This window comes from Microbacterium mangrovi, from assembly GCF_000802305.1.
GTDB classification, from domain to species: Bacteria; Actinomycetota; Actinomycetes; order Actinomycetales; family Microbacteriaceae; genus Microbacterium; species Microbacterium mangrovi.
In genome coordinates, this window is record NZ_JTDK01000012.1 from 1 (window position 1) to 23,287 (window position 23,287).

Consider the following 23,287-nt stretch of genomic DNA (forward strand, 5'->3'; position numbering starts at 1 on the left):
CAGCGCCCTGAGCCTGTCGAAGGGCACACACCCCCCGACGACGATCAGACGCGCGTCAACGGGCAATCCAGCTCAACGCCCTGAGCCTGTCGAAGGGCACACCCCCGAGCGACGATCAGACCGCGTCAGGGGCATCCTCCCGCGTGCCCTAGCGTGGGAGGATGCCCCTTCTTGTCGTGCTGGATGCCGATTCCACCCTGATCCGCAACGAGGTCATCGAACTGATCGCCGACGAGGTCGGGCGAGGGGCCGAGGTGGCCGCGGCGACCGAGGCCGCGATGCGGGGCGAGGTCGACTTCGCGACGAGCCTGCGCACCCGCGTGGAAGCCCTCGCGGGGGTGCCCGTGGAGGCGTTCGAACGCGTCATCGCCCGCGTCGAGCCGACCCCCGGGGTGCGCGAGCTGATCGCCGCCGTACACGCCCGGGGCGGAACCGTCGGCGTCGTGTCGGGCGGATTCCACGAAGTCCTCGACCACATCGCGCCCGGCCTCGGCGTCGATCGCTGGCGCGCGAACCGGCTCGTCGTCGCCGACGGCGTGCTCACCGGCGAGGTGGACGGCGCGATCGTGGATGCCACGACCAAGGCGGAATCCCTGCAGGAGTGGGCCGCCGAGCTCGGGCTCGCGGCATCGTCCACGGTCGCCATCGGCGACGGGGCGAACGACCTGAAGATGATGGACGCAGCCGGCCTCGGGCTGGCGTTCAACGCCAAGCCCGCGGTGCGTGCGAAGGCCGACCTCGTCATCGGCGAGATCGACCTCGCGCAGGTCATCCCGCTCCTGCCGTGAGCGACGACGAGATGACCGCCGCCACCGTCCTGTTCTGCCCGGCGACCTTCAACCTCGCCGAGGTGACCCGCATGATCGAGATCGCCCGCGCCCTCCAGCCGAGCGGTCACCGCGCGGTCTTCCTCGGCTACGAGCCGGACTTCGCCGACCTCATCGTCGACGCCGGATTCGACTACCGGCCGTGCGAACCGGCCATGAGTCCTGCCGAGCGGGAGCAGGCCCTGAAGTTCGACCAGGGCAAGACCCTGCGCAGTCCGTTCACCGACGCGCTGGTCGGAGCCCGCGTCGACGCCGAGCGGGCGCTGATCCGCGAAACCGGGGCGGCGGCGGTCGTGATCGGCACCAACGCCACCTCGATGATCTCCGCGCGCGCCGAGCGCGTCCCCCTGTTCTATGCGGTGCCGTTCGCCCTCACCCGCCCACAGGTCGCGCAGACGGCGCGACTCGGACTCGTCCGCGGCGACGGACGGCTCCGGCACGCCCTCGACCGCGTCGCGACGAGCCTGCTGCGGTGGGCGTACAACCGGGCACCGCTCGCCCCGCGCGCCTTCGCCCGCGTCGCGTCGGCCAACGGCGTGCCGCCGCTGAAGACGGTGGTCTCACTGCTCGAGGCCGACCACAACCTGCTGACCGTGATGCCGTGGGAGCTCGACGGGTACACGCTGCCCGCCTCGTACGAGCGCGTCGGACCGATCTTCGCGCACCTCGACGCGCCCCTGCCCCCGGTCGTCACGGAGCTCGCCGCCGCTCCCCTGCCGCTCGTCTACCTCGGGCTCGGGTCGTCGGCGAGCCGCGACCTCGTGCTCGCCGCCGCCGCGCAGCTCGGCACGATGCCGGTGAACGTCATCGCCCCGGTGCGCCACTACCTCCGCGCCGACGACGCGCTACCCGCCAACATCCATGTGACCGACCTGCTGCCCGCCCACCGGCTCGGCGGGCTGGCGGATGCCGCGGTGCTCCACGGCGGGCAGGGCACCGTGCAGACGTCGTGCGCCGCCGGCATCCCGTTCGTGGGGATGGGCCTCCAGCCCGAGCAGGTGTGGAACGTCGACCAGTGCGTGACGCAGGGCAACGCGCTCGCGCTGTCGCCGAAACAGGCCGGCACTCCCGCCCTCGCGGAGGCCGTGCGGCGACTGCTGTCCGACCCGGAGATCGCCGCCGCGGCCGCGCGCGTACGCGCGGCCTACGCCGACGAGGACGGCGCGGCGGCATCCGCCCGGATCATCGAGCGACGCCTCGCCCGCGCGGGCTGAGGACCGATCCTCTCGGGGTCAGTGCCCCATGCCGAGGCCGCCGTCCACAGGGATGACCGCCCCGGAGATGTAGGCGGCGTCGTCGGATGCCAGCCAGGCGACCACGCCCGCGACCTCGTCGGGCTGCGCGAACCGGCCGGCGGGGATGCTCTTCTTGTACTCGGCCTGGGTCTCTGCGGGCAGCTCGGCGGTCATGTCCGTCTCGATGAATCCCGGAGCGACGACGTTCGCGGTGATGCCGCGGGCGCCCAGCTCGCGGGTGAGCGACCGCGCGAACCCGACCATGCCGCTCTTCGAGCTCGAGTAGTTGATCTGGCCGGCCGAGCCGTACAGGCCCACGACGCTGGAGATCAGGATGACCCGGCCCCAGCGGGCCCGCAGCATCCCCTTCGAGGCGCGCTTGACGACGCGGAACGAGCCGCCGAGATTCGTGGAGACGACGCTGTCGAAGTCGTCCTCGCTCATTCGAAGCAGCAGCGTGTCCTTGGTGATCCCCGCGTTGGCGACGAGCACCTCGACCGGGCCGAACTCCTTCTCGACCTCGGTGAACGCGGCATCGACGCTCGCGGCGTCCGTGACGTCGGCGCGCACCGTGAGCGTGCCCGCGGGGCCCTCGCCGGAGCGGGCGGTGACCGCGACCTTGCTGTAGCCGGCGGCGACGAAGCGCTCGGCGATGGCACGGCCGATGCCGCGGTTGCCGCCGGTGACGAGGACGACGCGATCAGTGGACATGAGCACTCCTGGAGGCCGGGGATCGGATCAGCCCAGCCTACCGGCGCGGTTTGACAGTCTGGGAGTGCGCTGGGAACCTGGGAGCATGACCGACCCGTACAACCCGCAGCCGCAGCAGCCCCAGTCCCCGTACGCGGGCCCGCCCGCCGCCCCGGCGTACGGCGCGCCGGCCTACGTCGCCCCGCCGACCAACACGCTCGCGGTGGTCTCGCTGATCGCCGGCATCGCGTCCTGGGTCGTGCTGCCGTTCGTCGCCGCGGTCGTCGCCGTCATCACCGGGCACATGTCGCTCGGCCGGATCAAGCAGTCGGGCGAGAGCGGACGCGGCATGGCTCTGGCCGGCGTCATCCTCGGCTGGGTGAACATCGGCCTCAGCATCCTGGCGACCGTGCTCGTCGTCGTGCTGGTGCTCGGAGCGTTCGGTATCGCGGCCTCCCACGGCAGCCTGAACTCCTGACCCGCAGGGCGCTGAAAACGGTTCCAGCCCTCCGCCGCGAGCGTAGGCTAGATGCACCGTGAAGCACGAGATCCCCCAGTCCGCCACCTCCCTCCCGGCCGCGCCCGAGCGAGAGGTCGACCGGCGTTCGACGCGATACCTGATCATGATGGGCATCCGCGTGGTGTGCTTCGCGCTGATGGTGCTCGTGCATCCCTACGGCTGGTACACGTGGGTGTTCTGCATCGCCGCGGTGTTCCTCCCGTACATCGCCGTCGTGCTCGCCAACGTCGGGCAGGAGTCGAAGACGCCCGCCGCCGTCGACCCCGAGATGGCGCTTCCCGCGCCGCCCGCGGCGCCGCCCGAGCACGGTCCGACGGTGATCCGCATCAACGAGGCCAAGCACCTCGGGGGCGGCGCCGACGCCGACCGGCACGAGCCGGGCAGCGCCGGATGACCCTGCCCGCTGCGGACGCCGGCGCGTCCGTGTGCTCCCGCGCGGGATGCCACGCCCCGGCCACGACCCAGATCGTGTGGCGCAATCCCCGCATCCACACCCCCGACCGCCGCAAGATCTGGCTCGCGTGCGACGAGCACGCGGCGTACCTGCACGACTACCTCGCCGCACGCGACTTCCCCGTCCACACGGAGCCGTTCCCGGCATCCACCGAGGCACCCACGGCAGAATCGACCTGATGCCCACTCTCGCCGAACGCCGCCGAACCGCGCCCGCCGTGGTGCGCTGGACCGCCTATGTGGGCATCGCGATCGTCTTCGCGATCGCCTGCGCCTTCCTCTCGCACTGGCAGCTGGCCAAGAACGCCGACCGCAGCGAGCAGCTCGCGATCATCTCGCACAACTACGACGCGACACCCGTCGCGCTCGAGCAGCTGCTGCCGGCCGGGCAGACGCTGAAGCCCACCGACCAGTGGCGCCCCGTGTCGATGACCGGCCACTACCTGGCCGACTCCCGGATCCTCGCACGCAACCGCGTGCACAGCGGCACGGCCGCGTACGAGATCCTGGTGCCCTTCCAGCTCGCCGACGGCCGCGTCTTCCTCATCGACCGCGGATGGGAGCCGCCGGGCAACACCCAGTCGCTGCCCGACCGCATCCCCGCTCCCCCGGCCGGCACCGTGACGGTCGTCGCCCGGCTGCAGCCGTCCGAAGCCGTCCCGCCCAACGGCCCGGATGCGCCCAACGGCCAGGTGCCGTCCATCAACCTGCCGCTGGTCGCCCAGAAGACGGGGCAGACCGACCTCGACACCGGCGCCTACGCGACGATGGTGTCCGAGCATCCCGCCCCCGCCACCGCCCCGCAGGCGATGGAGTCGCCCTCGGACGACCCGGGCCCGTACCTCTCCTACGGCGTGCAGTGGATCCTCTTCGCGATCATGGCGTTCGCGTTCCTCTGGTACGTGATCCGCTTCGAGCGCCGGGTGCGCCGCGAGGAGGCGGAGGATGCCGCCGCGGTCGCCGCGCTGGCCGAGACCGACGCCGACGCCGCCGCGGAGCTGGCCGCGGAGGCATCCGATCGCCGTTCGAAGCGCGTCCTGTTCCCGAAGAAGACCGACCGGGACATGTCCGAAGAGGACGACCTCCTCGACGACCTCACCCGCAAGCGCTGACGGGTCAGGCGAGCGTGATCAGGTCGATGTAGTCGCGGCCCCAGATGTCCTCGACGCCGTCGGGGAGGATGAGCACCCGCTCCGGGTTCAGCGCCTGCACCGCGCCCTCGTCGTGCGAGACCAGGACGACCGCCCCCTCGTAGTGGGCGAGAGCGCCGAGGATCTCGTCGCGCGACGCCGGGTCGAGGTTGTTGGTGGGCTCGTCCAGCAGCAGCATGTTCGCGCTCGAGACCACCAGCGTCGCCAGCGACAGCCGGGTCTTCTCGCCGCCGGAGAGCACGCCGGCGGGCTTGAGCACGTCGTCGCCGGTGAAAAGGAACGAGCCGAGCACCTTGCGCGCCTCGGTCGCGTTGATGTCGGGAGCGGCCGACATCATGTTCTCGAGCACCGACCGGTTCACGTCGAGGTTCTCGTGCTCCTGCGCGTAGTACCCGATCTTCAGGCCGTGACCCGGCTCGAGCTGACCCGTGTCGGGCTTGTCGACTCCGGCGAGGATGCGCAGCAGCGTCGTCTTGCCGGCGCCGTTGAGGCCGAGCACGACCACCTTCGAGCCGCGGTCGATCGCGAGATCGACATCCGTGAAGATCTCCAGCGACCCGTACGACTTCGACAGCCCGGACGCCATCAGCGGCGTCTTGCCGCACGGGGCGGGCTTCGGGAAGCGGAGCTTGGCGACCCGCTCCTCCTGGCGGACCTCGTCGAGCCCGGACAGCATCTTCTCGGCGCGGGCGACCATCTGGTGCGCGGCCGCGGCCTTGGAGGCCTTGGCGCCGAAGCGCGCCGCCTGCAGCTGCAGCTGCGTGGCCTTCTTCTCGACGTTGATGCGCTCCTTCTTGCGGCGCTCCTCGTCGGCCACCCGCTGACGCAGGTAGTTCTTCCAGTTCATGTTGTAGATGTCGATGACCTGGCGGTTCGCGTCGAGGTAGAACACCCGGTTGACGGTCTCGCCGACGAGCTCGACGTCGTGGCTGATGACGATGAGGCCGCCCTTGTAGCCCTTGAGGAACTCGCGCAGCCACACCACCGAGTCGGCGTCGAGGTGGTTGGTGGGCTCGTCGAGGATCATCGAGTCGGCATCCGAGAACAGGATGCGCGCGAGCTCGATGCGCCGGCGCTGACCGCCCGAGAGGGTGCGCAGCGGCTGGTCGAGGATGCGGTCCGGAAGCGACAGGTTGTGCGCGATGGAGGCGGCCTCCGACTCGGCCGCGTAGCCGCCGAGCGCTTCGAAGCGCTCGGTGAGGTTCGCGTACCGGCGCATGGCCTTGTCGGCGACGGCCTTGTCGTCGTCGCCCATCAGCAGGGATGCCTCGTGCATCCCGATCGCGAGCGAGCCGAGACCGCGGGCGTCGAGGATGCGCGTGCGCGCCAGCATGTCCGGGTCGCCCGAGCGCGGGTCCTGCGGCAGATAGCCGAGTTCGCCGGAGCGCTCCACCTTGCCCTCGGCCGGCAGGAGGTCGCCGGCGAGCACCTTGGTGAGGGTCGTCTTGCCGGCGCCGTTGCGTCCGACGAGTCCGATCTTGTCCCCCGCCGCCACGCGGAACGACACGTCCGCCATCAGGGTGCGCGCGCCGACGCGGATCTCGAGGTCATGGACGGCGAGCACGATGATCGTCCCTTCCGGGGGGTCTGGGTGGTGACGGCCGACTGGCCAGCCGCCCAGTCTACCGGGACCGGCTGACCGATCGCCGCGTCCTCCCCGCGGCATCCGGAATCCCCCTGCAGGGGGATGCGGTCGATACCGCAGAGGGATGCCGCACGCACCGCTCCGCGCATACCGTTCCGGGGTGGACGCCATCAACGACCTCATCCTCCAGCTCATCTCGTCGCCCTGGATCTTCCTCGCGATGCTCGTCGTCGCGCTCGTGGACGGCTTCTTCCCGCCGGTTCCGAGCGAGACCGTACTCGTCGCGGCCGCCGCCGTGGCGGCATCCACCGGGCGTCCGAACCTCCTGATCCTCGGCGCGGCCGCCGCCGTGGGCGCGGCGATCGGAGACAACATCGCGTTCGCCATCGGCCGCAGCGTCGGGGTGCAGCGCTTCGGATGGATGCGCCGACCCCGCGTCGCGCACACGTTCGAGCGCGCGGGGTCCGCACTGGAGACGCGCGGCGCCGGACTCGTCCTCGGCGCCCGCTTCATCCCGGTCGGGCGCGTCGCCGTCAACGTCTCGGCGGGTGCCCTCGGGTACCCGTGGCGCCGGTTCGCGGTGCTGAGCGTTCTCGGCGGGGCCAGCTGGACCGTCTACAGCGTCGCGCTCGGACTCCTCGCCGGAGCCTGGCTGAAGGACCAGCCCCTGCTCAGCGCCCTGGTCGGCATCGTGCTGGCCGTCGGCCTCGGGCTCGTCGTGGACCGGGTGCTCGCCGCCCGCCGGCGGTCGGCGAGCGCCGCGGCATGGCAGGACGGCGCCTGACAGGATGGCTTTCATGGCGACACGGCGCTGGATGACCCCGCGGGTGCTGGGCCTCGGCACGCTCGTGCTGGCGGTGGTCACCCTGTTCTCGGTGCTCGTGCCCATCCTCATGCAGCAGGGCGAACCCGCCGTCTACGCGTTCCTCTTCGGAGCACTGCTGTGCGCGGCGCCGCTCGTCGCGCTCCGCTACACGCGCTGGTCGATCGCGATGTTCTGCGTATCGGCCGTCGTCCTCCCCGTCCCGCTCATCGCGCAGGGCGACCTGACCTCGCCCTGGCCCTGGTCGGTGCCGGCCCTGCTCGTGCTCGTCGTCTTCGTCGCCGCCCTGGCTGTGCTCCGCGGATGGCGCAGCGCGCTCCTGGCCTGGCTCCTCTCCATCGGCGGGACCCTGCTCGTGGTGGTCGCGGCATCCGGGGCGGTGCCCGTGCAGGCCGCGATCACGAACCTCGTGGTCGTGACGTCCGTCTCGGGCACGGCGCTGATCGTCGCCGTCCTGGCCGCCAGCCGGCGGCGGATCGGTGCGGAGCTCAGCCGGGAGCGCGAAGTGAGCGCCGCCGAGCACGAGCGCCGGGTGCTGATCGAGGAGCGCAGCCGGATCGCGCGCGAATTGCACGACGTCGTCGCGCACGGGATGTCGCTCATCCAGGTGCAGGCCTCCACCGCGCGCTACCGCGTGCCGGAGCTGTCGGCCGAGGCCTCGACCGAGTTCGACGACATCGCCCGCACGGCGCGCGACGCGCTCGCGGAGATGCGGCGCCTGCTCGGCGTGCTCCGCACCGAGGGGCAGGAGGCCGAGCTCGTCCCCCAGCAGGGGCTCGCCGACATCCCCGCGCTCGTGGAGAGCGTGCGCCGCGCCGGCACCGACGTCTCGTTCGAGCCGCCGGTCGCCCCGCCGTCCGTCCCCGCCGCGGTCGGGATCGCCGCCTTCCGAATCGTGCAGGAGGCTCTGAGCAACGCCATGCGGCACGCGCCGGGCGCCGCCGTCGACGTGGTGGTCGCGGTGGATGCCACCGCGGTGCGGATCCGGGTGCACAACACCCGCGCCGCCGCGACGGAGCCGAAGACCACGAGCGGCCGGGGCCACGGCCTGCTCGGCATGCGCGAACGTGCGACGCTGGTCGGCGGGACCCTGCGCGCCGGCGCCGACCCGGTCGGCGGCTGGACCGTGACCGCCGACCTGCCCGTCACCGACCCGGAGGAACAATGACCATCAGCGTGCTCATCGCCGACGACCAGGGCATGGTGCGCGCGGGCTTCGCGGCCCTCCTGGACGCCCAGGAGGGCGTGCACGTCGTCGGGCAGGCCGCGAACGGGGCCGAGGCGGTGTCGCTCGCGGCCCGGCTCACCCCGGACGTCGTCCTCATGGACGTGCGCATGCCCGAGGTCGACGGCATCGCGGCGACCCGCCGCATCCTCGGTCCGGACTTTCCCGCGGCACGCGTGCCGCGCATCCTGATGCTGACCACCTTCGACATCGACGACTACGTCTACGACGCCCTCGAAGCCGGCGCCAGCGGGTTCCTGCTCAAGGACGCCCTCCCCGAGGACCTCGTGCACGCCGTGCGGGTCGTCGCCGGGGGCGACGCGCTGCTGGCTCCGAGCGTCACGCGGCGCATGATCGAGCACTTCGCCGCTCGCCGGCCCCGCACGGCGACGGCGGAGCCGCGTCTACGCGACCTCACCGATCGGGAGCGGGAGGTGCTCACCCTCATCGGCCGCGGGCGATCGAACTCCGAGATCGCGGCCGACCTGTTCATCTCGGAGCAGACCGTGAAGACCCATGTCGGCAAGGTGCTCGCGAAGCTCGGCGCCCGGGACCGCGTCCAGGCCGTGATCTTCGCCTACGACGCGGGTCTGGTCGAACCGGCATCCTGACTCCCCCCACGGGGTGAGCGAAGACCCCGCCGCGGAGCGATCCGCCGCCCGCCACCGCGTCCATAGCCTTCCCGGGACACCGTCCCCGAGGAGGAACCATGACCGCCGTCACAGCCGCCACCACCGCCGCCCACCCGCCTGCACCTGCCCGGGACCGCGCGGTGGACCTCGTCCGCGCGGCCTGCGTGGTGTGCGTCGTCACCCTGCACGCGCTCATGGTCGGGGTCACCGTGTCCAGCGCCGGCCCGTCGTTCGTCAACGCCGCAGACGACGCCTCCTGGATCGTCCCGGTGAGCTGGCTGCTCCAGGTGATGCCGCTGTTCTTCGTGATCGGCGGGTTCTCCGGGGCGACCGCGCTGCGCCGGATGCGCGGACGCGGCCAGGATGCCACCGCCTTCGTCGCCGGAAGGGTGCGGCGCCTCCTGCTCCCGGCGGCCGTGACGATCGGATCCGCCGGGGCGGTTCTGGCCGTCCTCACCACCCTCGGCATCTCCCCCGACCTCGTGCGCCTCGCAGGCTTCCGGTACGGGCAGCCGCTGTGGTTCCTGGGCGTGTTCCTGGCCTGCCAAGCGCTCCTTCCCGCGCTGCTCCGCTGCCACGACCGCGCTCCGCTCCGCACGCTCGGTGCGCTCGCGGCGGCGGCGGTGGCCGTGGACGTCATGCGTCAGGTCAGTGGGATCGAGGTCATCGGCTTCGTGAACCTCGCCTTCGTCTGGCTCGCCCTGCAGCAGGTCGGGCTCTTCCTCGCCGACGGCTCGATCGACCGGCTCGCCGTGCGCACGCGGGTTCTCGCGGCGGCGGGCGCCGTCTCGCTGCTCGCCGCGGCCATCGTCGCCGGCGTCTACCCGCCCGACCTCGTCGCCGCGATCAACCCGCCCACGACCGCGCTGCTGCTGGTCGGCATCGCGCACACGGCCCTGTTCTCCCTGGGCCGCGGCATGCTCGACCGGTTCGCCGCGCGGCCCGCACCCGCCGCCTTCACGCGGTTCCTGTCCGGCCGTGCCATGACGGTCTACCTGTGGCACATGCCCGTCCTGCTGGCGATGGCGGGCATCACGGCCCTCGTCGCGATGCTGTGCGGCATCCCGCTCCCCACGCCCGGCTCGGGAGGCTGGTGGGCGTCGCGCCCGCTTTGGCTCGCGGTCGCGTTCGCCGGCACGCTGGTGGTGACGATGTCGCTGGCCCGCTTCGAGATGCGGACCGCGCCCGCCCCGGACCGCGGCATCGCACGCGTGGGGACGTCGGTGGTGGTCGGGGTCTCGGCTGTCGCCCTGCTTCTCGTGGCCGCCACCGGCCCGGGCACGGCGGCGATCGCCGCGGCCGGCCTGCTCGGGGCCCTGCGTCTGAGCGCACGACCGGTCACCGGCGCGTCCCTGCCTGCGATCCCCGCGACCGCGGCGCCGCAGAGCATCATGTGACAGAGCATCATGTGACAAAGAGAAGGCAGCGCCCGGGAGGCCCGCATGAACACCGCCCTCTGGGCCGTCAACGTCGTGGCCGCCGTCGGTTTCGTCGGGACCGGATGCCTCAAGGCCTTCGTGCCGATGGCGCGCCTGCGCGCGTGGCGGCTCGACTGGACCGACGACTTCCCGGTGAGCGTGGTCCGGCTGCTCGGCGTCACCGAACTGCTCGGCGCCGCCGGCCTCATCCTCCCGCTCGCGACCGGCATCGCCCCGGTCCTCGCGCCGATCGCGGCGGTGGGCCTGGCTGTTCAGACGAGCGGCGCGATCAGCGTGCACGTGCGCCGGCGGGAGGGATTCGCGCCGGCCCTCGTGATGCTCGTCCTGTCGATCGCGAGCGCCGTGCTCGGCTTCGTCACCCTTCGCTGACGCGGGCTCGGGCCGCCTGGAGCCCGCCGATCAGCAGGTCGACGCCGAACGCGAAGTCGTCCGCCGAGCCGGATGCCCCGAGCCCGGCGCCGCCGGCCTCGGGGGCCACGACGCCCAGGCTGTCGTACTGCAGGCGCTGCTGCTCGTGCGAGACGTGGCCCATGACGAAGTGCAGCAGCGCGGTCGCCGCCCGGTCGGCGTCGGTGCGCGCGAAGCCGTCGGCCGCGATGGCGTCCGCGAGGCCCTCCCGCGCCGACGCCGCACCGAGCCCCAGGGCGAGCGTGCTGGAGACCACCTCGGCGCCGTCCCGATAGGCGAGCAGGGCATCCCGCAGCGCGAACGCGGCGGCACGCGTGTGGGATCCGGCATCCGCCCCTGCGCGGCGCGGCGCCGCCTGCGCGACGATGCGGTCGGCGAGCTCGGCGAGCAGGGTCTGCTTGTTCGGGAAGTGCCAGTACAGCGCACTCGGCTGCACGTCGAGGGATGCCGCCAGCCGCCTCATCGTGAGGTCGGGCAGGCCGTCGTCATCCAGGATGCGCAGTGCCGCCCGGGCCACATCGTCTCGCGTGTGACGTCGTCCGCTTTCTGTCCCCGCCATGGTCCCACTATAGTGAACACTGTTCAGGTGAACGGCGTTCAGGTGAACAGCGTTCAGGTTTCATGAAGGAGACACGACCATGACAGGGCCCACCCGCACCCGGAAGCTCGATGCGACAGACCTCGCCCGCGTGGCCGTGTTCGCGGCGATCCTCGCCGTCCTCGGACTTCCCGGCAGCTTCACCGTCTTCGGAGCCGTGCCGATCACCGCCCAGACCCTCGGCGTGATGCTCGCCGGAGCCATCCTCGGACCCTGGCTCGGCGCCCTCTCGATGACCGTCTTCCTCGCGCTCGTCGCGATCGGCCTCCCGCTGATGGCCGGCGGCCGCGGCGGCATCGGCGTGTTCCTCGGCCCCTCCGCGGGCTACGCGATCGGCTTCATCGCCGGCGCGTTCGTCGTCGGTCTCATCGTGCACGCCGGCGGCCGCAAGCCCGTCCTGTGGCGCACCTTCCTCGGCTGCGTCGTCGGCGGCATCCTCGTCGTCTACGCCATCGGCATCCCGATCCAGGCCGCCGTGACCCGCCTGCCCCTCGCCGAGACGGCACTGACCAGCCTGATCTTCCTCCCCGGCGACCTCGTGAAGGCCGTCATCGCCACCGCCGTCATCCAGACCCTCGTCCGCGCCTACCCGCGCGCGTTCCGCCGCGACTGGACGACGAACCAGACGCCCGCCGCCCCGGAACCGGCACGCGTGCCGTGATCGTCCCCGTCCGCGGCGACGAGCCGGAACTGCTCGACCACCTGCGCCGGCTGCGCGGGCTCGGGCAGGTGCCGCTCGTCGGCGACGAGCGGTGGCCGCAGGAGCAGTGGGACGCCGTGCAGGCGGTGACCGCCCGCACCAGGCCGCCCGCCGAGGCGGCCTGGGCGACGCTGACGAGCGGCAGCAGCGGCGCCCCGCGCATCGTCCTTCGCACCGCAGCGTCCTGGGCGGAGTCCTTCCGCGCCGTCGAGCGGCTGCTCGAGGCCGGGCCCGAGGATGCGGTGCTGCTGCCGGCACCGCCCGCGTCGTCACTGACGCTGTTCTCCCTCGCCCACGCTCTGGGCGGCGGACCCCGACCCGCCTTCGGACCGACCGATCCGGCCGCGACGTGCCTGCACGGAACGCCCCAGGCGCTGCAGGCGGTGCTGGATGCCGGTCCCCCGCCCCGGCTGCGCACGGCCCTCATCGGCGGGTCGCACCTCGACCCGGCCCTGCGCGAGCGGGCCGAGGCCGCCGGCATCCGGGTCCACGGCTACTACGGCGCCGCGGAGCTCTCGTTCGTGGCCGTCGACGACGGCGACGGCCTGCGCCCCTTTCCCGGCGTCGAGGTGGACGTCCGCGACGGCGACGAGCTGTGGGTGCGCTCGCCGTTCGCCGCCCTCGGCTACGCGGGCGCTCCCGGCCCCCTGCGCCGCGACGGGGAGTGGGCCACCGTCGGCGACCGCGCCGAGCTCGTGGACGGACGCCTGCGCCTCCTCGGCCGCCGCGACGAGGCCATCCTCAGCGCCTCGGCGACCATCGTGCCCGAAGAGGTCGAAGAGGCACTGCGGTCGGTCCCCGGCATCCGCGACGCGGTGGTGTTCGGGATGCCGCAGGCCCGCGTGGGCGCGCTCGTGGCCGCATACCTCGAACTCGACGGGCCGCCGCCCGCCGATCTGCGGGCGGCGTGCGCCCGGATGCTCGCGCCCGCGCACCGGCCGCGCCTCTGGTACGCCGGCGAACTCCCGCGGACCCCGTCCGGCAAGCCGGCGCGGGCCGAAGCGGCCCGGCGCGCCCGGAGCGGAGAGGTGCCGCGACTTGACGTCTGACCGCTCCCCCGTGATCGTCGCCGCGCGACGCACCCCGATCGGCACCCGCGGCCGGGCCCTGGCCCGTCTCACCGTCGGCGACCTCGCCGCGCCCGTCATCCGCGCCGTGCTGGCCGACGCAATGCAGGCGACGGGGGCCGCCCCGGAGGTCGCCGACGTGCTGCTGGGCAACTGCATGGGCCCCGGAGGCAATCCCGGCCGCATCGCGGCCCTCGCCGCCGGTCTCGGGACCGGGGTCCCCGGCGGCACCGTGGATCGGCAGTGCGGCAGCGGCCTGGCCGCGATCCTGGATGCCGCCGCCGCGATCCGCGCGGGCGACGAGCGCCCCCGCATCGCCGGCGGGGTGGAGAGCGCCTCCACCGCCCCGGTGCGCAGCATCGACGGCCGTCCCTACGACCGGGCGCCGTTCGCGCCCGCGGGGTTCCCGGACCCCGACATGGTGCGCGCCGCCGAAGACCTCGCCGCACACGACGGCATCCCGCGTGGCCGCCAGGACGCGCACGCGGCCCGCAGCCATGCGCGGGCGCTCGCCGCGCTGTCGGCCGGCCGGTTCGCCCCCGAGCTCGTGCCGCTCGCCGGGCTCCCGCACGACGACGCCGTCGGCGCGGCCGGGCGCCTGCTGCCCCGCCTCCCTGCGCTGTTCCCCGGGGGGACGCTCACCGCCGGCACCACGACCCGCATCGGCGACGGAGCGGCGGCCGTCCTCGTCTCCCCCGCCGGAACCGCCCCCGGGCTGGCGGTGCGGGAGACGGGGATCGTGGGCTGCGACCCCGCCCTTCCCGGGATCGGCGCCGCCCCCGCGGTCGCAGCCGCGCTCGACCGGGCCGGGGCCGGCGTCGCCGATGTCGCCGCCTTCGAGATCGTCGAGGCCTTCGCCGCGCAGAGCCTGGCGGTGCTCGATCGGCTCGGGATCGCCGAGGACGACGACCGGGTGTGCGCCGACGGCGGCGCGCTCGCGCTCGGGCATCCCTGGGGCGCCAGCGGAGCGGTCGCCGTGGTGCGGCTGTTCAGCCGTCTGGTGCGCGGCGGCGCGCCCGCCGGCACCCTCGGCGTCGCCGCCGCCTCGGTCGGCGGAGGACTCGGCGTCGCCGCCGTGCTGGAGGTGGTGCGATGAGCGGCATCCGGCTGGACTCCGTCTCGGTGCGTTTCGGCGAGTCGGAGGTGCTGCGCGACGTCTCGCTCGACCTCGATGCGCGCACGATCGCGGTGATCGGCGAGAACGGATCGGGCAAGTCGTCGTTCGCACGGTTGCTGGGGGGCCTCATCGGACCGACCCGCGGCACGATGCGGATCCTCGGCCTGGACTCCACGGCGCAGGCCCGCGAGCTGCGCCGCCGCACCGCCATCGTGTTCAGCAATCCGGACACGCAGATCCTCATGCCCACGGTGGCCGAGGACGTCGCGTTCTCGCTGCGCGCCGACCGGCTGCCCCGCACGGAACTCCGCGAGCGCGTCGCGGCCGCCCTGGACCGGTTCGGGCTGACCGAGCTCCACGACCACGCCTCGCACGACCTGTCCGGCGGGCAGAAGCAGCTCCTCGCCCTGTGCGGCGCGTTCATCCGTCGCCCCGACCTGGTCATCGCCGACGAGCCGACCGCGTACCTCGACGCCCGCAACGCACGTCGCGTCGCCGACCATCTCTTCGCGCCGGACGGGCACCGGCTCGTCCTCGTCACGCACGACCTCGAGCTCGCCCGCCGCTGCGACACCGCCGTGCTCTTCGCACACGGGCGGGTCGCGGCGACCGGGACGCCCTCCGCCGTCGTCGCCGACTACGAGGCGATGCTGCGATGCTGAGCCTCTACCGCCCCGGGGACGGGATCCTGCACCGGATGCCCGCCGGGCCCAAGACGGTGCTCGTCCTGGCCCTGGTCCTCGCCGTCTCGCTGCTGCCGTCGTCGTGGTGGGCGGCCGCGGTCGCCGCGACGGTGACCGTCGCCGTCTACGCGCTGGCGGGGCTCCGCGACGGGATGCTGGGCATGCGCGAACTCGGCCGGCAGATCGCCGCGCTGAAGTGGGTGCTCGCGCTGACGATCGTCAGTCAGCTGATCTTCCTCGGCCCGGAGCCCGCCGTCGCCAACGGCACCCGCGTCGCGGCGGCGGTCGTGCTCGCGGCGCTCCTCGTTCTCACGACGCCGGTCACCGCGCTGCTGGATGCCGTCGAGCGGGGCCTGCGCCCGCTCGAGCGCGTCCGCATCGATCCGCAGCGGGTCGCGCTCGTGCTCACCGTGACGCTGACCACCGTCCCCGTGCTGGCGCGGCTGGCCGCGCAGGTGCGCGACGCCCAGCGCGCGCGGGGGTCGCGCGGGAGCCTGCGCGCCTTCGCGGTGCCGTTCCTCGTGCTGGCATCCAAGCACGCCTTCGAGCTCGGCGACGCGCTGAGCGCCCGCGGCGTGCGCTGAGAACGAGGATGCCCCGGCGCAGCGCACCGGGGCATCCTCGTTCTCAGCGGCGGGCGCGGATCACTTGCCGGCGGCCGCCACGGCGGCGGCGAGCTGCTTCACGTAGTCGTTCAGCCCCCACGTGAGCGACAGCGCGGTGGGCGGCGAGACGGCGGTGACGCGCGCCTGGCCGACCACGGCCGCCAGCGCGCCGGTGGACACCTGCGGCAGCAGCTTCGCGTCCGAGGAGCCCGTGAACGCCTTCAGCTGGGCTTCGTCGTCGGCGTAGGTCACGATGATGTCCGCCTTCGCCAGCGCGTCGATCTTCTCCGGGCTGACGGTCGTGTAGAAGGTCGACTCCCCGCTGTCGAGGGTCTTCACCGCCGGGTCGGTCGTGAAGCCCAGCTGCTCGGTGAACTGCACGCGGGCATCCGCGGGCAGGTAGACGTAGAAGGTGCCGGCGGTGTCCCACACCTGGGCGACCGTCTTGCCTCGGAACTCCGGGTGCGCGGCCGCCGCAGCGGCGATCTGCGCGTCGATCTTCGCCAGCACGGCCGCGGCGGCCGCGGGCTTGCCGAGGGCCTTGCCGGTGATGGTGATGACGTCCTGCCACGGCGTCGACCACGGCTTGTCCGGGTAGGCGACCACGGGGATGCCGACCGCGGTCAGCTGGTCGCGCTCCTTCTTCGTGATGCCCGAGTACGGCGCCAGCACGAGGTCCGGGTTCTGCGCGATGATCTGCTGCACCGGCATGGTGGTCCCGTCATTGGGCAGCACGGCGGGGGTCGCTGCTCCCAGCTCCTTCAGCTTGAGCTTGATCCACGGCAGCACGCCGTCCTTGTCCCCTCCGTACGTCTGCTTCGGGATCGCGACCGGCACTGTTCCCAGCGCCAGCAGCGCGTCCGCGGAGCCGTAGCCCCAGGCGACGACGCGCTCGGGCGCCTTGTCGATGGTGGTCGTGCCGAAGGCGTCCTCGATCTTCACCGGGAAGCCGGCAGCCGCCTCCGAAGAGGACGAGGACGACGACGACGGGCTGGCGGAGCCCGCGCAGCCGGCCAGGGCCAGGGTCGCCGCCACCACCGCGGCGGCGGCGAGCATCAGTCGGTTGCGTCTCATGAGGTTCCTTTCGGGACGGGAATGACGAGCGGAGTGGAGGTGAGCGGGTCCGGGATCACGCGCGCATCCAGAGCGAAGGCGTCGGCGAGGACCTTGGGGGTGATGACGTCGTCCGGGCTGCCCTGCGCGACGATGCGGCCGGCGCTCATGACGACGAGTTCGTCCGCGTAGCGGGCGGCGAGGTTCAGTTCGTGCAGGACGACGACCACCGTCGTGCCGCGCTCGCGGTTCATGCGGCGCAGCAGGTCCAGGACGTCGAGCTGATGCGTGAGGTCGAGGAAGGTGGTGGGCTCGTCCAGCAGCATGATGCGCGGCCGCTGGGCGAGGGCCATCGCGATCCAGGCGCGCTGGCGCTGGCCTCCGGACAGCTCCCCGATCGGGCGGTCGGCGAACTCGGTCATCGCCGTGGCCTCGAGGGCCTCGTCGACGGCGGCGGCATCCTCGTCGGTCCATCGCGCCAGCGCGCCGCGGTGCGGGTAGCGGCCGCGCGCGACGAGTTCCGCCACGGCGAGCCCCTCCGGGGCCGTGGGCTGCTGCGGCAGCATCCCGAGCGAGCGGGCCAGCCGACGGCGCGGGATGCCGCGCACGTCGACGCCGTCGAGGGTGATCGTCCCGCCTTGCGCCGGGATGATGCGCGCCAGCGTCGACAGCAGCGTCGACTTCCCGCACGCGTTCGCGCCGACGAGAGCGGTGATCTTGCCGGGCGCGACGTCGAGGTCCAGATCGGCGATGACGCGACGGTCGTGATATCCGGCGGCGAGGCCCCGGGCGACGAGGCGCGGCGCGTCGGCAGCGGAGGCGGAAGCGGTCATGTGCGGCGTCCTTTCGCGAGGGTCCACAGGAGGTACGGTGCGCCGATCGCACCCGTCACGACGCCGACGGCGACCGGGGTCCCCGGGATCGCGAACTGGGCGACGAGGTCGGCGGCGCACAGCAGCAGCGCGCCCAGGGCCATGCTGGTGCCCAGTGACGCGTGCCCGCGCCCGATCACCGCGCGGGCGATGGCGGGCGCGCACAGTGCGATGAAGCCGACCGGCCCGATGACCGACGCCGCCGCGGCGGCGGGCAGGACCGCCACGAGGACGATGGCGACGCGGGCGCCGGAGACCCGTACGCCGAGCCCGGCCGCGGTCGCGTCGCCGAGCTCCAGGGCCGGCAGGGTGCGTGCGAAGACCGCGACGGCGATCACGGCGAGCAGCAGCATCCCGGCGACCGTGGCGGCATCCGTCCAGTCCACGGCGCCGATCGAACCGATGATCCACTGCAGGGCGTCCTGCGCCTGCTGCACCTGCGCGCGCTTGAGCAGGTACCCGATGACGGCCGAGCACAGGAACGCGATGCCCACCCCGGCGAGCACGAGCCGGTATCCGCCGTCCGACAGACGCCGGCCGAGCAGCAGCAGCACGCCCGCGACGACGAGTCCGCCGGCGAAGGCCGATGCGCTCACCGCCGCGCCGCCGGCGCCGACCACGAGGGTCGCCCAGACGGCGCCCACGCTCGCGCCCCCGGAGATGCCGAGCAGGTCGGGGCTCGCCAGCGGGTTGCGCAGCAGGGTCTGCAGGAGCGCCCCGGACAGCGCGAACGCCGCGCCGCAGCCGAGCGTCACGAGCAGGTGGGGCATCCGCACCTGCAGCACGATGTACTCCTGCACGCGCGTGGCCTGCCCGGTGAGCGCCTGGAAGACCTCGCCGAGGGTCATCGGGAAGCCGCCGAGCATCAGCTCCAGGGCGGCGGCGACGACGAGCCCCGCGACGACGACGGCCGCCACGGCAAGGGTCCGGCAACGGCCCGCGGCACGCACCCGCGCGTAGGCGCCCGTGGCGGTGACGGCGGTCACAGGGCCACCGCCCTGCGGCGCAGCACGAGCGCGATCAGCATCGGCGCGCCGATGAACGCGACCACGAGGCCGGCCTCGACCTCGCCGGGCGGCGCGATGATCCGCCCGAGCGTGTCGGCCGTCAGCAGCAGAGCCGCGCCCAGCGGAGCCGACACCGCGACGATCCAGCGGTAGTCCGTGCCGGCGAGCGCGCGCGCCACGTGCGGCACGACGAGCCCCACGAACACGAGCGGACCGGCGATCGCCGTCGCCGACCCGCACAGGATCACGATGGCGATCACCGCCACCACGCGCGTGCGCTGCACGTTGTGTCCGAGACCGCGTGCCGTCTGGTCCCCCATCGCGAGCAGGTTCAGTCCGCCGGCGAAGGCGAGGGCGATGACGATGCCGACGGCGATGACCGGCGCCAGCGGCAGCGCCGTGGACAGGTCGCGCCCGGTGAGCGAGCCGACCGACCAGAACCGGTAGGCGTTGAACGCGGCCTGCTGGGTGGTGAGGATCAGCATCGACACACTGGTCAGCCCCGCGGTCACCGCCGCTCCCGTCAGGGCGAGGCGCGCGGGCGACGCGCCCTGGGTGCCGGCCGATCCGATCCAGAACACCACGGCGGCCGCCGCCGCGGCACCGCCGAAGGCGAACCAGATGAAGCCCGCGGGCGACGTGATCCCCCACACGCTGATCGCGGCGAGCACCGCGACCGACGCGCCCGAGTTCACCCCGAGGAGGCCGGGGTCGGCCAGCGGATTGCGGGTAAGCCCCTGCATCACCGCTCCCGCGACGCCGAGAGCGGCGCCGGCCAGCAGGCCGATCACCGTGCGCGGCAGCCGCTGGGTGAGCACGACGATGTCGTCCGGCGCGGAGAGGTCCGGGTGCGCGAGCGCGTGCCAGACGTCCGCGAGCGGAACGGCGCGCGCCCCGACGGCGAGGCTCAGCCCGATCGCCCCGAGCGCGAGCAGGATCGACGCGGCCAGCACGAGGGCGGGCCGCACGGTGCGGGAGGTCACTGGCGTTCAGCCTGCCCGAGCCGCCAGTACCCCATGAAGGCGACGCGGCGACGGTCGATGCCGCACTCCTGCACGAGCATGCGGCGGATCCGCTTGACGGTCGCCGCCTCCCCGGCGATCCAGGCGTAGAAGTCGCCGTCGGCCGCGTCCGGGCTGTCCCACAGCGTCTCGGTGTCGACGTCGATGTCGGGCACGTCCTGCGCCTCGGCGGTGCGCGCGTCGTCGAGGTCGACCGCGCCGCGCGCCTCCCACGCGGTGACGGCGGCGGTGAGCGGGGCGCCGTGCGCGGCCGGACCGCGCGAGACGGTGGCGTGCGGATGCCGGTCGCGGGCGAGCCACGTCAGCCGCACACCGGCCGGCACGCGCACCGGGAGGATGTCGGCGGCCGACGGCACCTCGATGAAGGCGTCTCCGGCGGAGACGGTCGAGTCGAGGTCCTCCGCGAGCGACTCCAGGATGGAGCAGATGGCGGGTGCCGCGGTCTCGTCGCCGGCCAGCAGCACCCGGCGGGCCGGGCCGGGTCGCCAATCCAGCCCGATCGCCCGGTCGGGGCTGCGCTCGTCCGGGCCGACGATCACGAGGTTCTGCCCCACGGACGCGGCCCACGCCCAGCGTCCGGCGGGACCGGCCGGGTCGTGCAGCACGAAGTCGACGGTGAGGCGCCGCGCGACGGGGTCGATCCCGCGGACCGTGTAGGTGCGGAACGGGTTGCGCCGCTCGTCGGGGAGGGCGCGCCAGCGCGCGTACCAGTCCCCCGCGCCGGCATCCTGCCCGATGTCGGTGACGGTGCCGTCGGCGTGCGGGAGCAGCACCTTGACGCGCTGATCGACGCCGGCAGTGCCGAAGTCGGTGAGGTCGGGGCCTTCGAAAGCGACGCGCACGAAGTGCGGCGTGAGACGGGTGACGTCGGCGACGGTGACGCAGTACGGACGATAGCCGGGGCGCACGGAGGTCGAAGCGAGGGTCACCCCTTTAGGTTAGCCTTACCTCACTCGATCCTCAAAACGGGTGCACCGGCGAACGATCCGCACCGTTGCGCTACCGGTCCGCGACGGCCCCCTCGGTGACCAGCCGCAGACCCGGGACGAACGCGAACAACGCGAGAGCGAGCGCCAGCGCGAAAACCGCCGGGAACCCGACGACCGCCGGCAGCGCCGTGAAGAGGATGCCCATGATCGCCGTCGCCGACGACGACCCGACGGCGTCGAAGATCGACAGCGCCGAGGAGTTGAAGCCCTGGTTCTGCGGCGTCGAGTACCGCAGCGTCAGCACACTGAGCCGGGGATACATGAGCCCCATGCCGGCGCCGGCGAACGCCCAACCGGTGATCAGGACCGCAGGCGGCAGGTGCCACAGCGCGGTCGCGGTCGCCGCCGCCGTCGCGACGGCCAGGCCCGTCGAGCCGTACACGGCGATGCGCGTGGACCCGAGCCGCTCGCCGACCCGCCCCTGCACCTCGGAAGCCGCCCACCAGGTGATCGCGGAGGCGGTCAGTGCCAGGCCCGCCCATGCCGGGTCGAAGCCGTAGACGTCCACGAGCAGGTACGGGATGTACACCTCGGATCCGAACAGGGCGCCGGCGATCACCGCGCGCATGAGCACGACGCTCGGCAAGCCGCGGCGCGCCCGCAGCGTCCCGCGCGGAAGGAGCGGGAGTGCGGTCAGCAGCACCACGGCCAGCGCGACCGCCGCGACCACGGCCGGCAGCCAGGGCGCCACGTCGCGGGTCTCGCCCGCGAGGGTGAGCCCGAGTGCCCCGGCCGCGACACCGACGGCGCACCACAGGCGTCCTCCCGCCGATGCCGCGCGAGCCGCCGCGGCATCCTCCGCGCTCGGGTGCAGGTCGAGACCGCGCAGCGGGATCACGACGGCGACGTACGCGGCCGCGGTCAGCCCCGCGACGCCCAGGAACACCCACCGCCAGCCGACGGACTGGGCGACCAGGCCCGCCGCGAACGGCCCGACGAACGACGGAACGATCCACGCCGCGGCGAACACCGCGAACAGGCGTCCGTGGAGCAACGACGGGTACACGCGCGCCACGACGACGTAGAGGGTCACGACCTGCCCGCCGACGCCGAAGCCCTGCAGCAGCCGGCCGATCACGAGCACGAGCATCGAGGGGGCGAATCCGGCCACCAGCAGGCCCGCGACGAACAGCACCACCGATGCCGTCAGCGGAACGAGCGGGTTCATCCGGTCGCTGAGCACCCCGGCGGCCACCATCCCGATCACGCTCGTGGCGAGCGTGCCGGAGAACGCCGCCGCGTACAGCGCCGCGCCGTTCAGCTCGGTGCTGATCACGGGCATGACCGTGGTGACCGCGAGCGACTCGATCGCGGCCAGGAACACCAGCGCCGTCGAGCCCAGCGTCACCCACAGGAATCGAGGACTCCAGATCGATGCGCTGTGCTCTCCGGTCGCCTCCGGCGCGGTCATCGGCCGATCAGGGCGCCGATGCGCCGGACGGCCTCGGTCAGCATCTCCGGCGAGCACCCCATGTTGATGCGGACGTGTCCTGCGCCCTGCTCCCCGAACATCGGCCCGAAGTTGAGGGCGACCTTCGCCTCGGTGAAGATCTTGTACGCCGGGTTGTCTCCCCACCCGAGCTCGGTGAGGTCGATCCAGGCGAGGTATCCGGCATCCGGCAGGCGATAGCGCGCACCCGGCACGTGCTCGGCCAGGAGGTCGGCGAGCAGACGGCGGTTCTCGTCGAGGCGCGCCAGCAGGCTGTCGAGCCAGGCATCCGACTCCGGGCTGAACGCCGCCACCGTGGCGATGGCGCCGAACAGGCCCGTGCGCCACTCGACCTCCTCGGGCATCGCCCGCACGATCTTCGCGTTGGCCTCCGACCCGGTGATCATCAGGGCGCACTTCAGGCCCGCGAAGTTGTAGGCCTTGCTGCCGGAGGTCACGACGAACCCCACCTCGGCGGCCGCGTCGGATGCCGCCAGGAACGGGGTGAACTCCACGCCCGGCTGCACGAGGGGGGCGTGGATCTCATCGCTGACCACGAACCCCCCGTGGCGCTTCGCGATCTCGGCGAGGCCGGCCAGGCTCGCGCGGGAGTGCACGGTGCCGGTGGGGTTGTGCGGGTTGCACAGCAGGATCGCCCGCGCCCCGTCGGCGAAGGCGCGCTCGATCGCGTCCAGATCGAGCTCCCAGCCGATGCCGTTGTCCCGCAGCGGCACGTCGACCGCCTCGGCCTGCGCCTCCGGGATCGCGTCGAAGAACGGCGGGTAGACCGGCGTCGTCATGATCACGCGGTCACCGGGGCGCAGGATCGCCCGCATGACCTCGACGAGGCCCATGACCACGTCGCAGGTCCAGCGGATGCGCGCGGGGTCGACCTCCCAGCCGAACCGGCGCCGGGCGAACTCGACGAAAACCGGCGCGATCCCAGGGTCCGGCGGCGTGTAGCCGGTGTCTCCGAGCTCCACGGCGCGCATCAGCGCAGCCGTGATGGCCGGAGCCAGCGGGAAGTCCGTCTCGGCGACGAACAGGGGCAGGACGTCCTCCGGATAGCGCCGCCACTTCGTGCTCGATCGCTGTCGGAGCTGATCGATGGGCAGAGCTTCCAGGGGGATGACGGTCACCCATCGAGCCTATCGGCG

General features: G+C 73.2%; 26 protein-coding genes. 16 read left to right on the forward strand and 10 right to left on the reverse strand.

Annotated elements, in window-relative coordinates; translation table 11 throughout:
* Positions 1–161: 161 nt before the first annotated feature.
* The gene (serB, locus tag LK09_RS13350; protein ID WP_039400339.1) at positions 162–788 is read left to right on the forward strand and encodes a phosphoserine phosphatase SerB; all 627 of its coding nucleotides are present in this window, start codon (positions 162–164) and stop codon (positions 786–788) included.
* Positions 785–2,041: a glycosyltransferase gene (locus LK09_RS13355; protein WP_052226767.1), complete on the forward strand. Its 1,257-nt coding sequence runs from the start codon at positions 785–787 to the stop codon at positions 2,039–2,041. The genes serB and LK09_RS13355 overlap by 4 nt, the downstream gene beginning before the upstream one ends.
* Positions 2,042–2,059: 18 nt before the next feature.
* On the opposite strand, the gene LK09_RS13360 is transcribed toward LK09_RS13355, so the two are convergent.
* Positions 2,060–2,773, reverse strand: a complete 714-nt coding sequence (locus tag LK09_RS13360; RefSeq protein ID WP_039400342.1) for a beta-ketoacyl-ACP reductase — start codon at positions 2,771–2,773, stop codon at positions 2,060–2,062.
* Between the two features lie 85 nt (positions 2,774–2,858).
* Here LK09_RS13360 and LK09_RS13365 point away from each other — a divergent pair, with 85 nt between their 5' ends.
* The 4 genes from LK09_RS13365 to LK09_RS13380 are packed head-to-tail and all read left to right on the forward strand — an operon-like array spanning position 2,859 to position 4,837.
* Entirely contained in the window at positions 2,859–3,230 is a 372-nt protein-coding gene (locus LK09_RS13365; protein WP_039400345.1) for a DUF4190 domain-containing protein, read from the forward strand.
* Positions 3,231–3,288: 58 nt separating this feature from the next.
* A complete protein-coding gene (locus LK09_RS13370) occupies positions 3,289–3,666 on the forward strand; it encodes a DUF3099 domain-containing protein (RefSeq protein WP_082008252.1) in 378 nt (125 codons plus the stop codon).
* The gene (locus tag LK09_RS13375) at positions 3,663–3,905 is read left to right on the forward strand and encodes a hypothetical protein (RefSeq protein ID WP_039400348.1); all 243 of its coding nucleotides are present in this window, start codon (positions 3,663–3,665) and stop codon (positions 3,903–3,905) included. The genes LK09_RS13370 and LK09_RS13375 overlap by 4 nt, the downstream gene beginning before the upstream one ends.
* On the forward strand, positions 3,905–4,837 hold the full coding sequence (locus LK09_RS13380; RefSeq protein WP_039400352.1) for an SURF1 family cytochrome oxidase biogenesis protein: 933 nt from the start codon (positions 3,905–3,907) through the stop codon (positions 4,835–4,837). Before LK09_RS13375 ends, LK09_RS13380 begins: the two co-directional genes overlap by 1 nt.
* A 4-nt stretch (positions 4,838–4,841) precedes the next feature.
* On the opposite strand, the gene LK09_RS13385 is transcribed toward LK09_RS13380, so the two are convergent.
* On the reverse strand, positions 4,842–6,440 hold the full coding sequence (locus LK09_RS13385; RefSeq protein WP_039400355.1) for an ABC-F family ATP-binding cassette domain-containing protein: 1,599 nt from the start codon (positions 6,438–6,440) through the stop codon (positions 4,842–4,844).
* A gap of 181 nt (positions 6,441–6,621) precedes the next feature.
* Here LK09_RS13385 and LK09_RS13390 point away from each other — a divergent pair, with 181 nt between their 5' ends.
* From LK09_RS13390 to LK09_RS13410, 5 genes are all read left to right on the forward strand, one after another.
* A complete protein-coding gene (locus LK09_RS13390) occupies positions 6,622–7,245 on the forward strand; it encodes a DedA family protein (protein WP_039400625.1) in 624 nt (207 codons plus the stop codon).
* A 13-nt stretch (positions 7,246–7,258) separates the two neighbouring features.
* Complete coding sequence (locus LK09_RS13395) at positions 7,259–8,452, forward strand: sensor histidine kinase (RefSeq protein ID WP_052226768.1); 1,194 nt, start codon at positions 7,259–7,261, stop codon at positions 8,450–8,452.
* Entirely contained in the window at positions 8,449–9,120 is a 672-nt protein-coding gene (locus tag LK09_RS13400; RefSeq protein WP_039400359.1) for a response regulator, read from the forward strand. The genes LK09_RS13395 and LK09_RS13400 overlap by 4 nt, the downstream gene beginning before the upstream one ends.
* 98 nt (positions 9,121–9,218) lie before the next feature.
* A complete protein-coding gene (locus LK09_RS13405; protein WP_052226769.1) occupies positions 9,219–10,538 on the forward strand; it encodes an acyltransferase family protein in 1,320 nt (439 codons plus the stop codon).
* A 45-nt stretch (positions 10,539–10,583) separates the two neighbouring features.
* Positions 10,584–10,949 carry a DoxX family protein gene (locus LK09_RS13410; protein ID WP_039400362.1) on the forward strand — a complete coding sequence of 122 codons (366 nt, stop codon included), beginning with the start codon at positions 10,584–10,586 and terminating at the stop codon, positions 10,947–10,949.
* On the opposite strand, the gene LK09_RS13415 is transcribed toward LK09_RS13410, so the two are convergent.
* Positions 10,936–11,547, reverse strand: a complete 612-nt coding sequence (locus LK09_RS13415; RefSeq protein WP_052226770.1) for a TetR family transcriptional regulator — start codon at positions 11,545–11,547, stop codon at positions 10,936–10,938. The genes LK09_RS13410 and LK09_RS13415 overlap by 14 nt on opposite strands.
* Positions 11,548–11,626: 79 nt before the next feature.
* Between LK09_RS13415 and LK09_RS13420 the strand changes: the two genes are divergently transcribed.
* Genes LK09_RS13420 through LK09_RS13440 form a run of 5 tightly spaced genes read left to right on the forward strand, consistent with a single transcriptional unit; the run spans position 11,627 to position 15,737 of the window.
* Positions 11,627–12,247: a biotin transporter BioY gene (locus LK09_RS13420; RefSeq protein ID WP_039400366.1), complete on the forward strand. Its 621-nt coding sequence runs from the start codon at positions 11,627–11,629 to the stop codon at positions 12,245–12,247.
* Entirely contained in the window at positions 12,244–13,335 is a 1,092-nt protein-coding gene (locus LK09_RS22000) for an AMP-binding protein (protein WP_039400369.1), read from the forward strand. The genes LK09_RS13420 and LK09_RS22000 overlap by 4 nt, the downstream gene beginning before the upstream one ends.
* Positions 13,325–14,449: a thiolase family protein gene (locus tag LK09_RS22005; protein ID WP_039400373.1), complete on the forward strand. Its 1,125-nt coding sequence runs from the start codon at positions 13,325–13,327 to the stop codon at positions 14,447–14,449. The genes LK09_RS22000 and LK09_RS22005 overlap by 11 nt, the downstream gene beginning before the upstream one ends.
* Entirely contained in the window at positions 14,446–15,132 is a 687-nt protein-coding gene (locus LK09_RS13435) for an energy-coupling factor ABC transporter ATP-binding protein (RefSeq protein ID WP_039400376.1), read from the forward strand. Before LK09_RS22005 ends, LK09_RS13435 begins: the two co-directional genes overlap by 4 nt.
* The gene (locus LK09_RS13440) at positions 15,126–15,737 is read left to right on the forward strand and encodes a CbiQ family ECF transporter T component (protein WP_039400379.1); all 612 of its coding nucleotides are present in this window, start codon (positions 15,126–15,128) and stop codon (positions 15,735–15,737) included. The genes LK09_RS13435 and LK09_RS13440 overlap by 7 nt, the downstream gene beginning before the upstream one ends.
* 60 nt (positions 15,738–15,797) lie before the next feature.
* Here the strand turns inward: LK09_RS13440 and LK09_RS13445 are convergent, their stop codons facing one another.
* The 7 genes from LK09_RS13445 to LK09_RS13475 all read right to left on the reverse strand — a co-directional run bounded on the left by LK09_RS13445 (position 15,798) and on the right by LK09_RS13475 (position 23,269).
* Complete coding sequence (locus tag LK09_RS13445; protein ID WP_039400382.1) at positions 15,798–16,832, reverse strand: ABC transporter substrate-binding protein; 1,035 nt, start codon at positions 16,830–16,832, stop codon at positions 15,798–15,800.
* A complete protein-coding gene (locus LK09_RS13450) occupies positions 16,829–17,644 on the reverse strand; it encodes an ABC transporter ATP-binding protein (protein WP_039400383.1) in 816 nt (271 codons plus the stop codon). Before LK09_RS13450 ends, LK09_RS13445 begins: the two co-directional genes overlap by 4 nt.
* Positions 17,641–18,669 carry a FecCD family ABC transporter permease gene (locus tag LK09_RS13455; RefSeq protein ID WP_052226771.1) on the reverse strand — a complete coding sequence of 343 codons (1,029 nt, stop codon included), beginning with the start codon at positions 18,667–18,669 and terminating at the stop codon, positions 17,641–17,643. The genes LK09_RS13450 and LK09_RS13455 overlap by 4 nt, the downstream gene beginning before the upstream one ends.
* On the reverse strand, positions 18,666–19,673 hold the full coding sequence (locus tag LK09_RS13460; RefSeq protein ID WP_231563042.1) for a FecCD family ABC transporter permease: 1,008 nt from the start codon (positions 19,671–19,673) through the stop codon (positions 18,666–18,668). Before LK09_RS13460 ends, LK09_RS13455 begins: the two co-directional genes overlap by 4 nt.
* The gene (locus tag LK09_RS13465; protein WP_039400386.1) at positions 19,670–20,641 is read right to left on the reverse strand and encodes a siderophore-interacting protein; all 972 of its coding nucleotides are present in this window, start codon (positions 20,639–20,641) and stop codon (positions 19,670–19,672) included. The genes LK09_RS13460 and LK09_RS13465 overlap by 4 nt, the downstream gene beginning before the upstream one ends.
* A 70-nt stretch (positions 20,642–20,711) precedes the next feature.
* Complete coding sequence (locus LK09_RS13470; RefSeq protein WP_039400389.1) at positions 20,712–22,112, reverse strand: MFS transporter; 1,401 nt, start codon at positions 22,110–22,112, stop codon at positions 20,712–20,714.
* Positions 22,109–23,269 carry a MalY/PatB family protein gene (locus LK09_RS13475; RefSeq protein WP_156138819.1) on the reverse strand — a complete coding sequence of 387 codons (1,161 nt, stop codon included), beginning with the start codon at positions 23,267–23,269 and terminating at the stop codon, positions 22,109–22,111. The genes LK09_RS13470 and LK09_RS13475 overlap by 4 nt, the downstream gene beginning before the upstream one ends.
* Positions 23,270–23,287: the final 18 nt, after the last annotated feature.

Bases quoted from the DNA above. Each gene is read 5' to 3' on its own strand.
- LK09_RS13410 (WP_039400362.1), top strand. From the start codon at position 10,584: ATGAACACCGCCCTCTGGGCCGTCAACGTCGTGGCCGCCGTCGGTTTC.
- LK09_RS13450 (WP_039400383.1), bottom strand. From the start codon at position 17,644: ATGACCGCTTCCGCCTCCGCTGCCGACGCGCCGCGCCTCGTCGCCCGG.
- LK09_RS13405 (WP_052226769.1), top strand. From the start codon at position 9,219: ATGACCGCCGTCACAGCCGCCACCACCGCCGCCCACCCGCCTGCACCT.
- LK09_RS13400 (WP_039400359.1), top strand. From the start codon at position 8,449: ATGACCATCAGCGTGCTCATCGCCGACGACCAGGGCATGGTGCGCGCG.
- LK09_RS13445 (WP_039400382.1), bottom strand. From the start codon at position 16,832: ATGAGACGCAACCGACTGATGCTCGCCGCCGCCGCGGTGGTGGCGGCG.
- LK09_RS13375 (WP_039400348.1), top strand. From the start codon at position 3,663: ATGACCCTGCCCGCTGCGGACGCCGGCGCGTCCGTGTGCTCCCGCGCG.
- LK09_RS13395 (WP_052226768.1), top strand. From the start codon at position 7,259: ATGGCGACACGGCGCTGGATGACCCCGCGGGTGCTGGGCCTCGGCACG.
- LK09_RS13360 (WP_039400342.1), bottom strand. From the start codon at position 2,773: ATGTCCACTGATCGCGTCGTCCTCGTCACCGGCGGCAACCGCGGCATC.
- LK09_RS13415 (WP_052226770.1), bottom strand. From the start codon at position 11,547: ATGGCGGGGACAGAAAGCGGACGACGTCACACGCGAGACGATGTGGCC.
- LK09_RS13470 (WP_039400389.1), bottom strand. From the start codon at position 22,112: ATGACCGCGCCGGAGGCGACCGGAGAGCACAGCGCATCGATCTGGAGT.
- LK09_RS13435 (WP_039400376.1), top strand. From the start codon at position 14,446: ATGAGCGGCATCCGGCTGGACTCCGTCTCGGTGCGTTTCGGCGAGTCG.
- serB (WP_039400339.1), top strand. From the start codon at position 162: ATGCCCCTTCTTGTCGTGCTGGATGCCGATTCCACCCTGATCCGCAAC.
- LK09_RS13440 (WP_039400379.1), top strand. From the start codon at position 15,126: ATGCTGAGCCTCTACCGCCCCGGGGACGGGATCCTGCACCGGATGCCC.
- LK09_RS13365 (WP_039400345.1), top strand. From the start codon at position 2,859: ATGACCGACCCGTACAACCCGCAGCCGCAGCAGCCCCAGTCCCCGTAC.
- LK09_RS13420 (WP_039400366.1), top strand. From the start codon at position 11,627: ATGACAGGGCCCACCCGCACCCGGAAGCTCGATGCGACAGACCTCGCC.
- LK09_RS13380 (WP_039400352.1), top strand. From the start codon at position 3,905: ATGCCCACTCTCGCCGAACGCCGCCGAACCGCGCCCGCCGTGGTGCGC.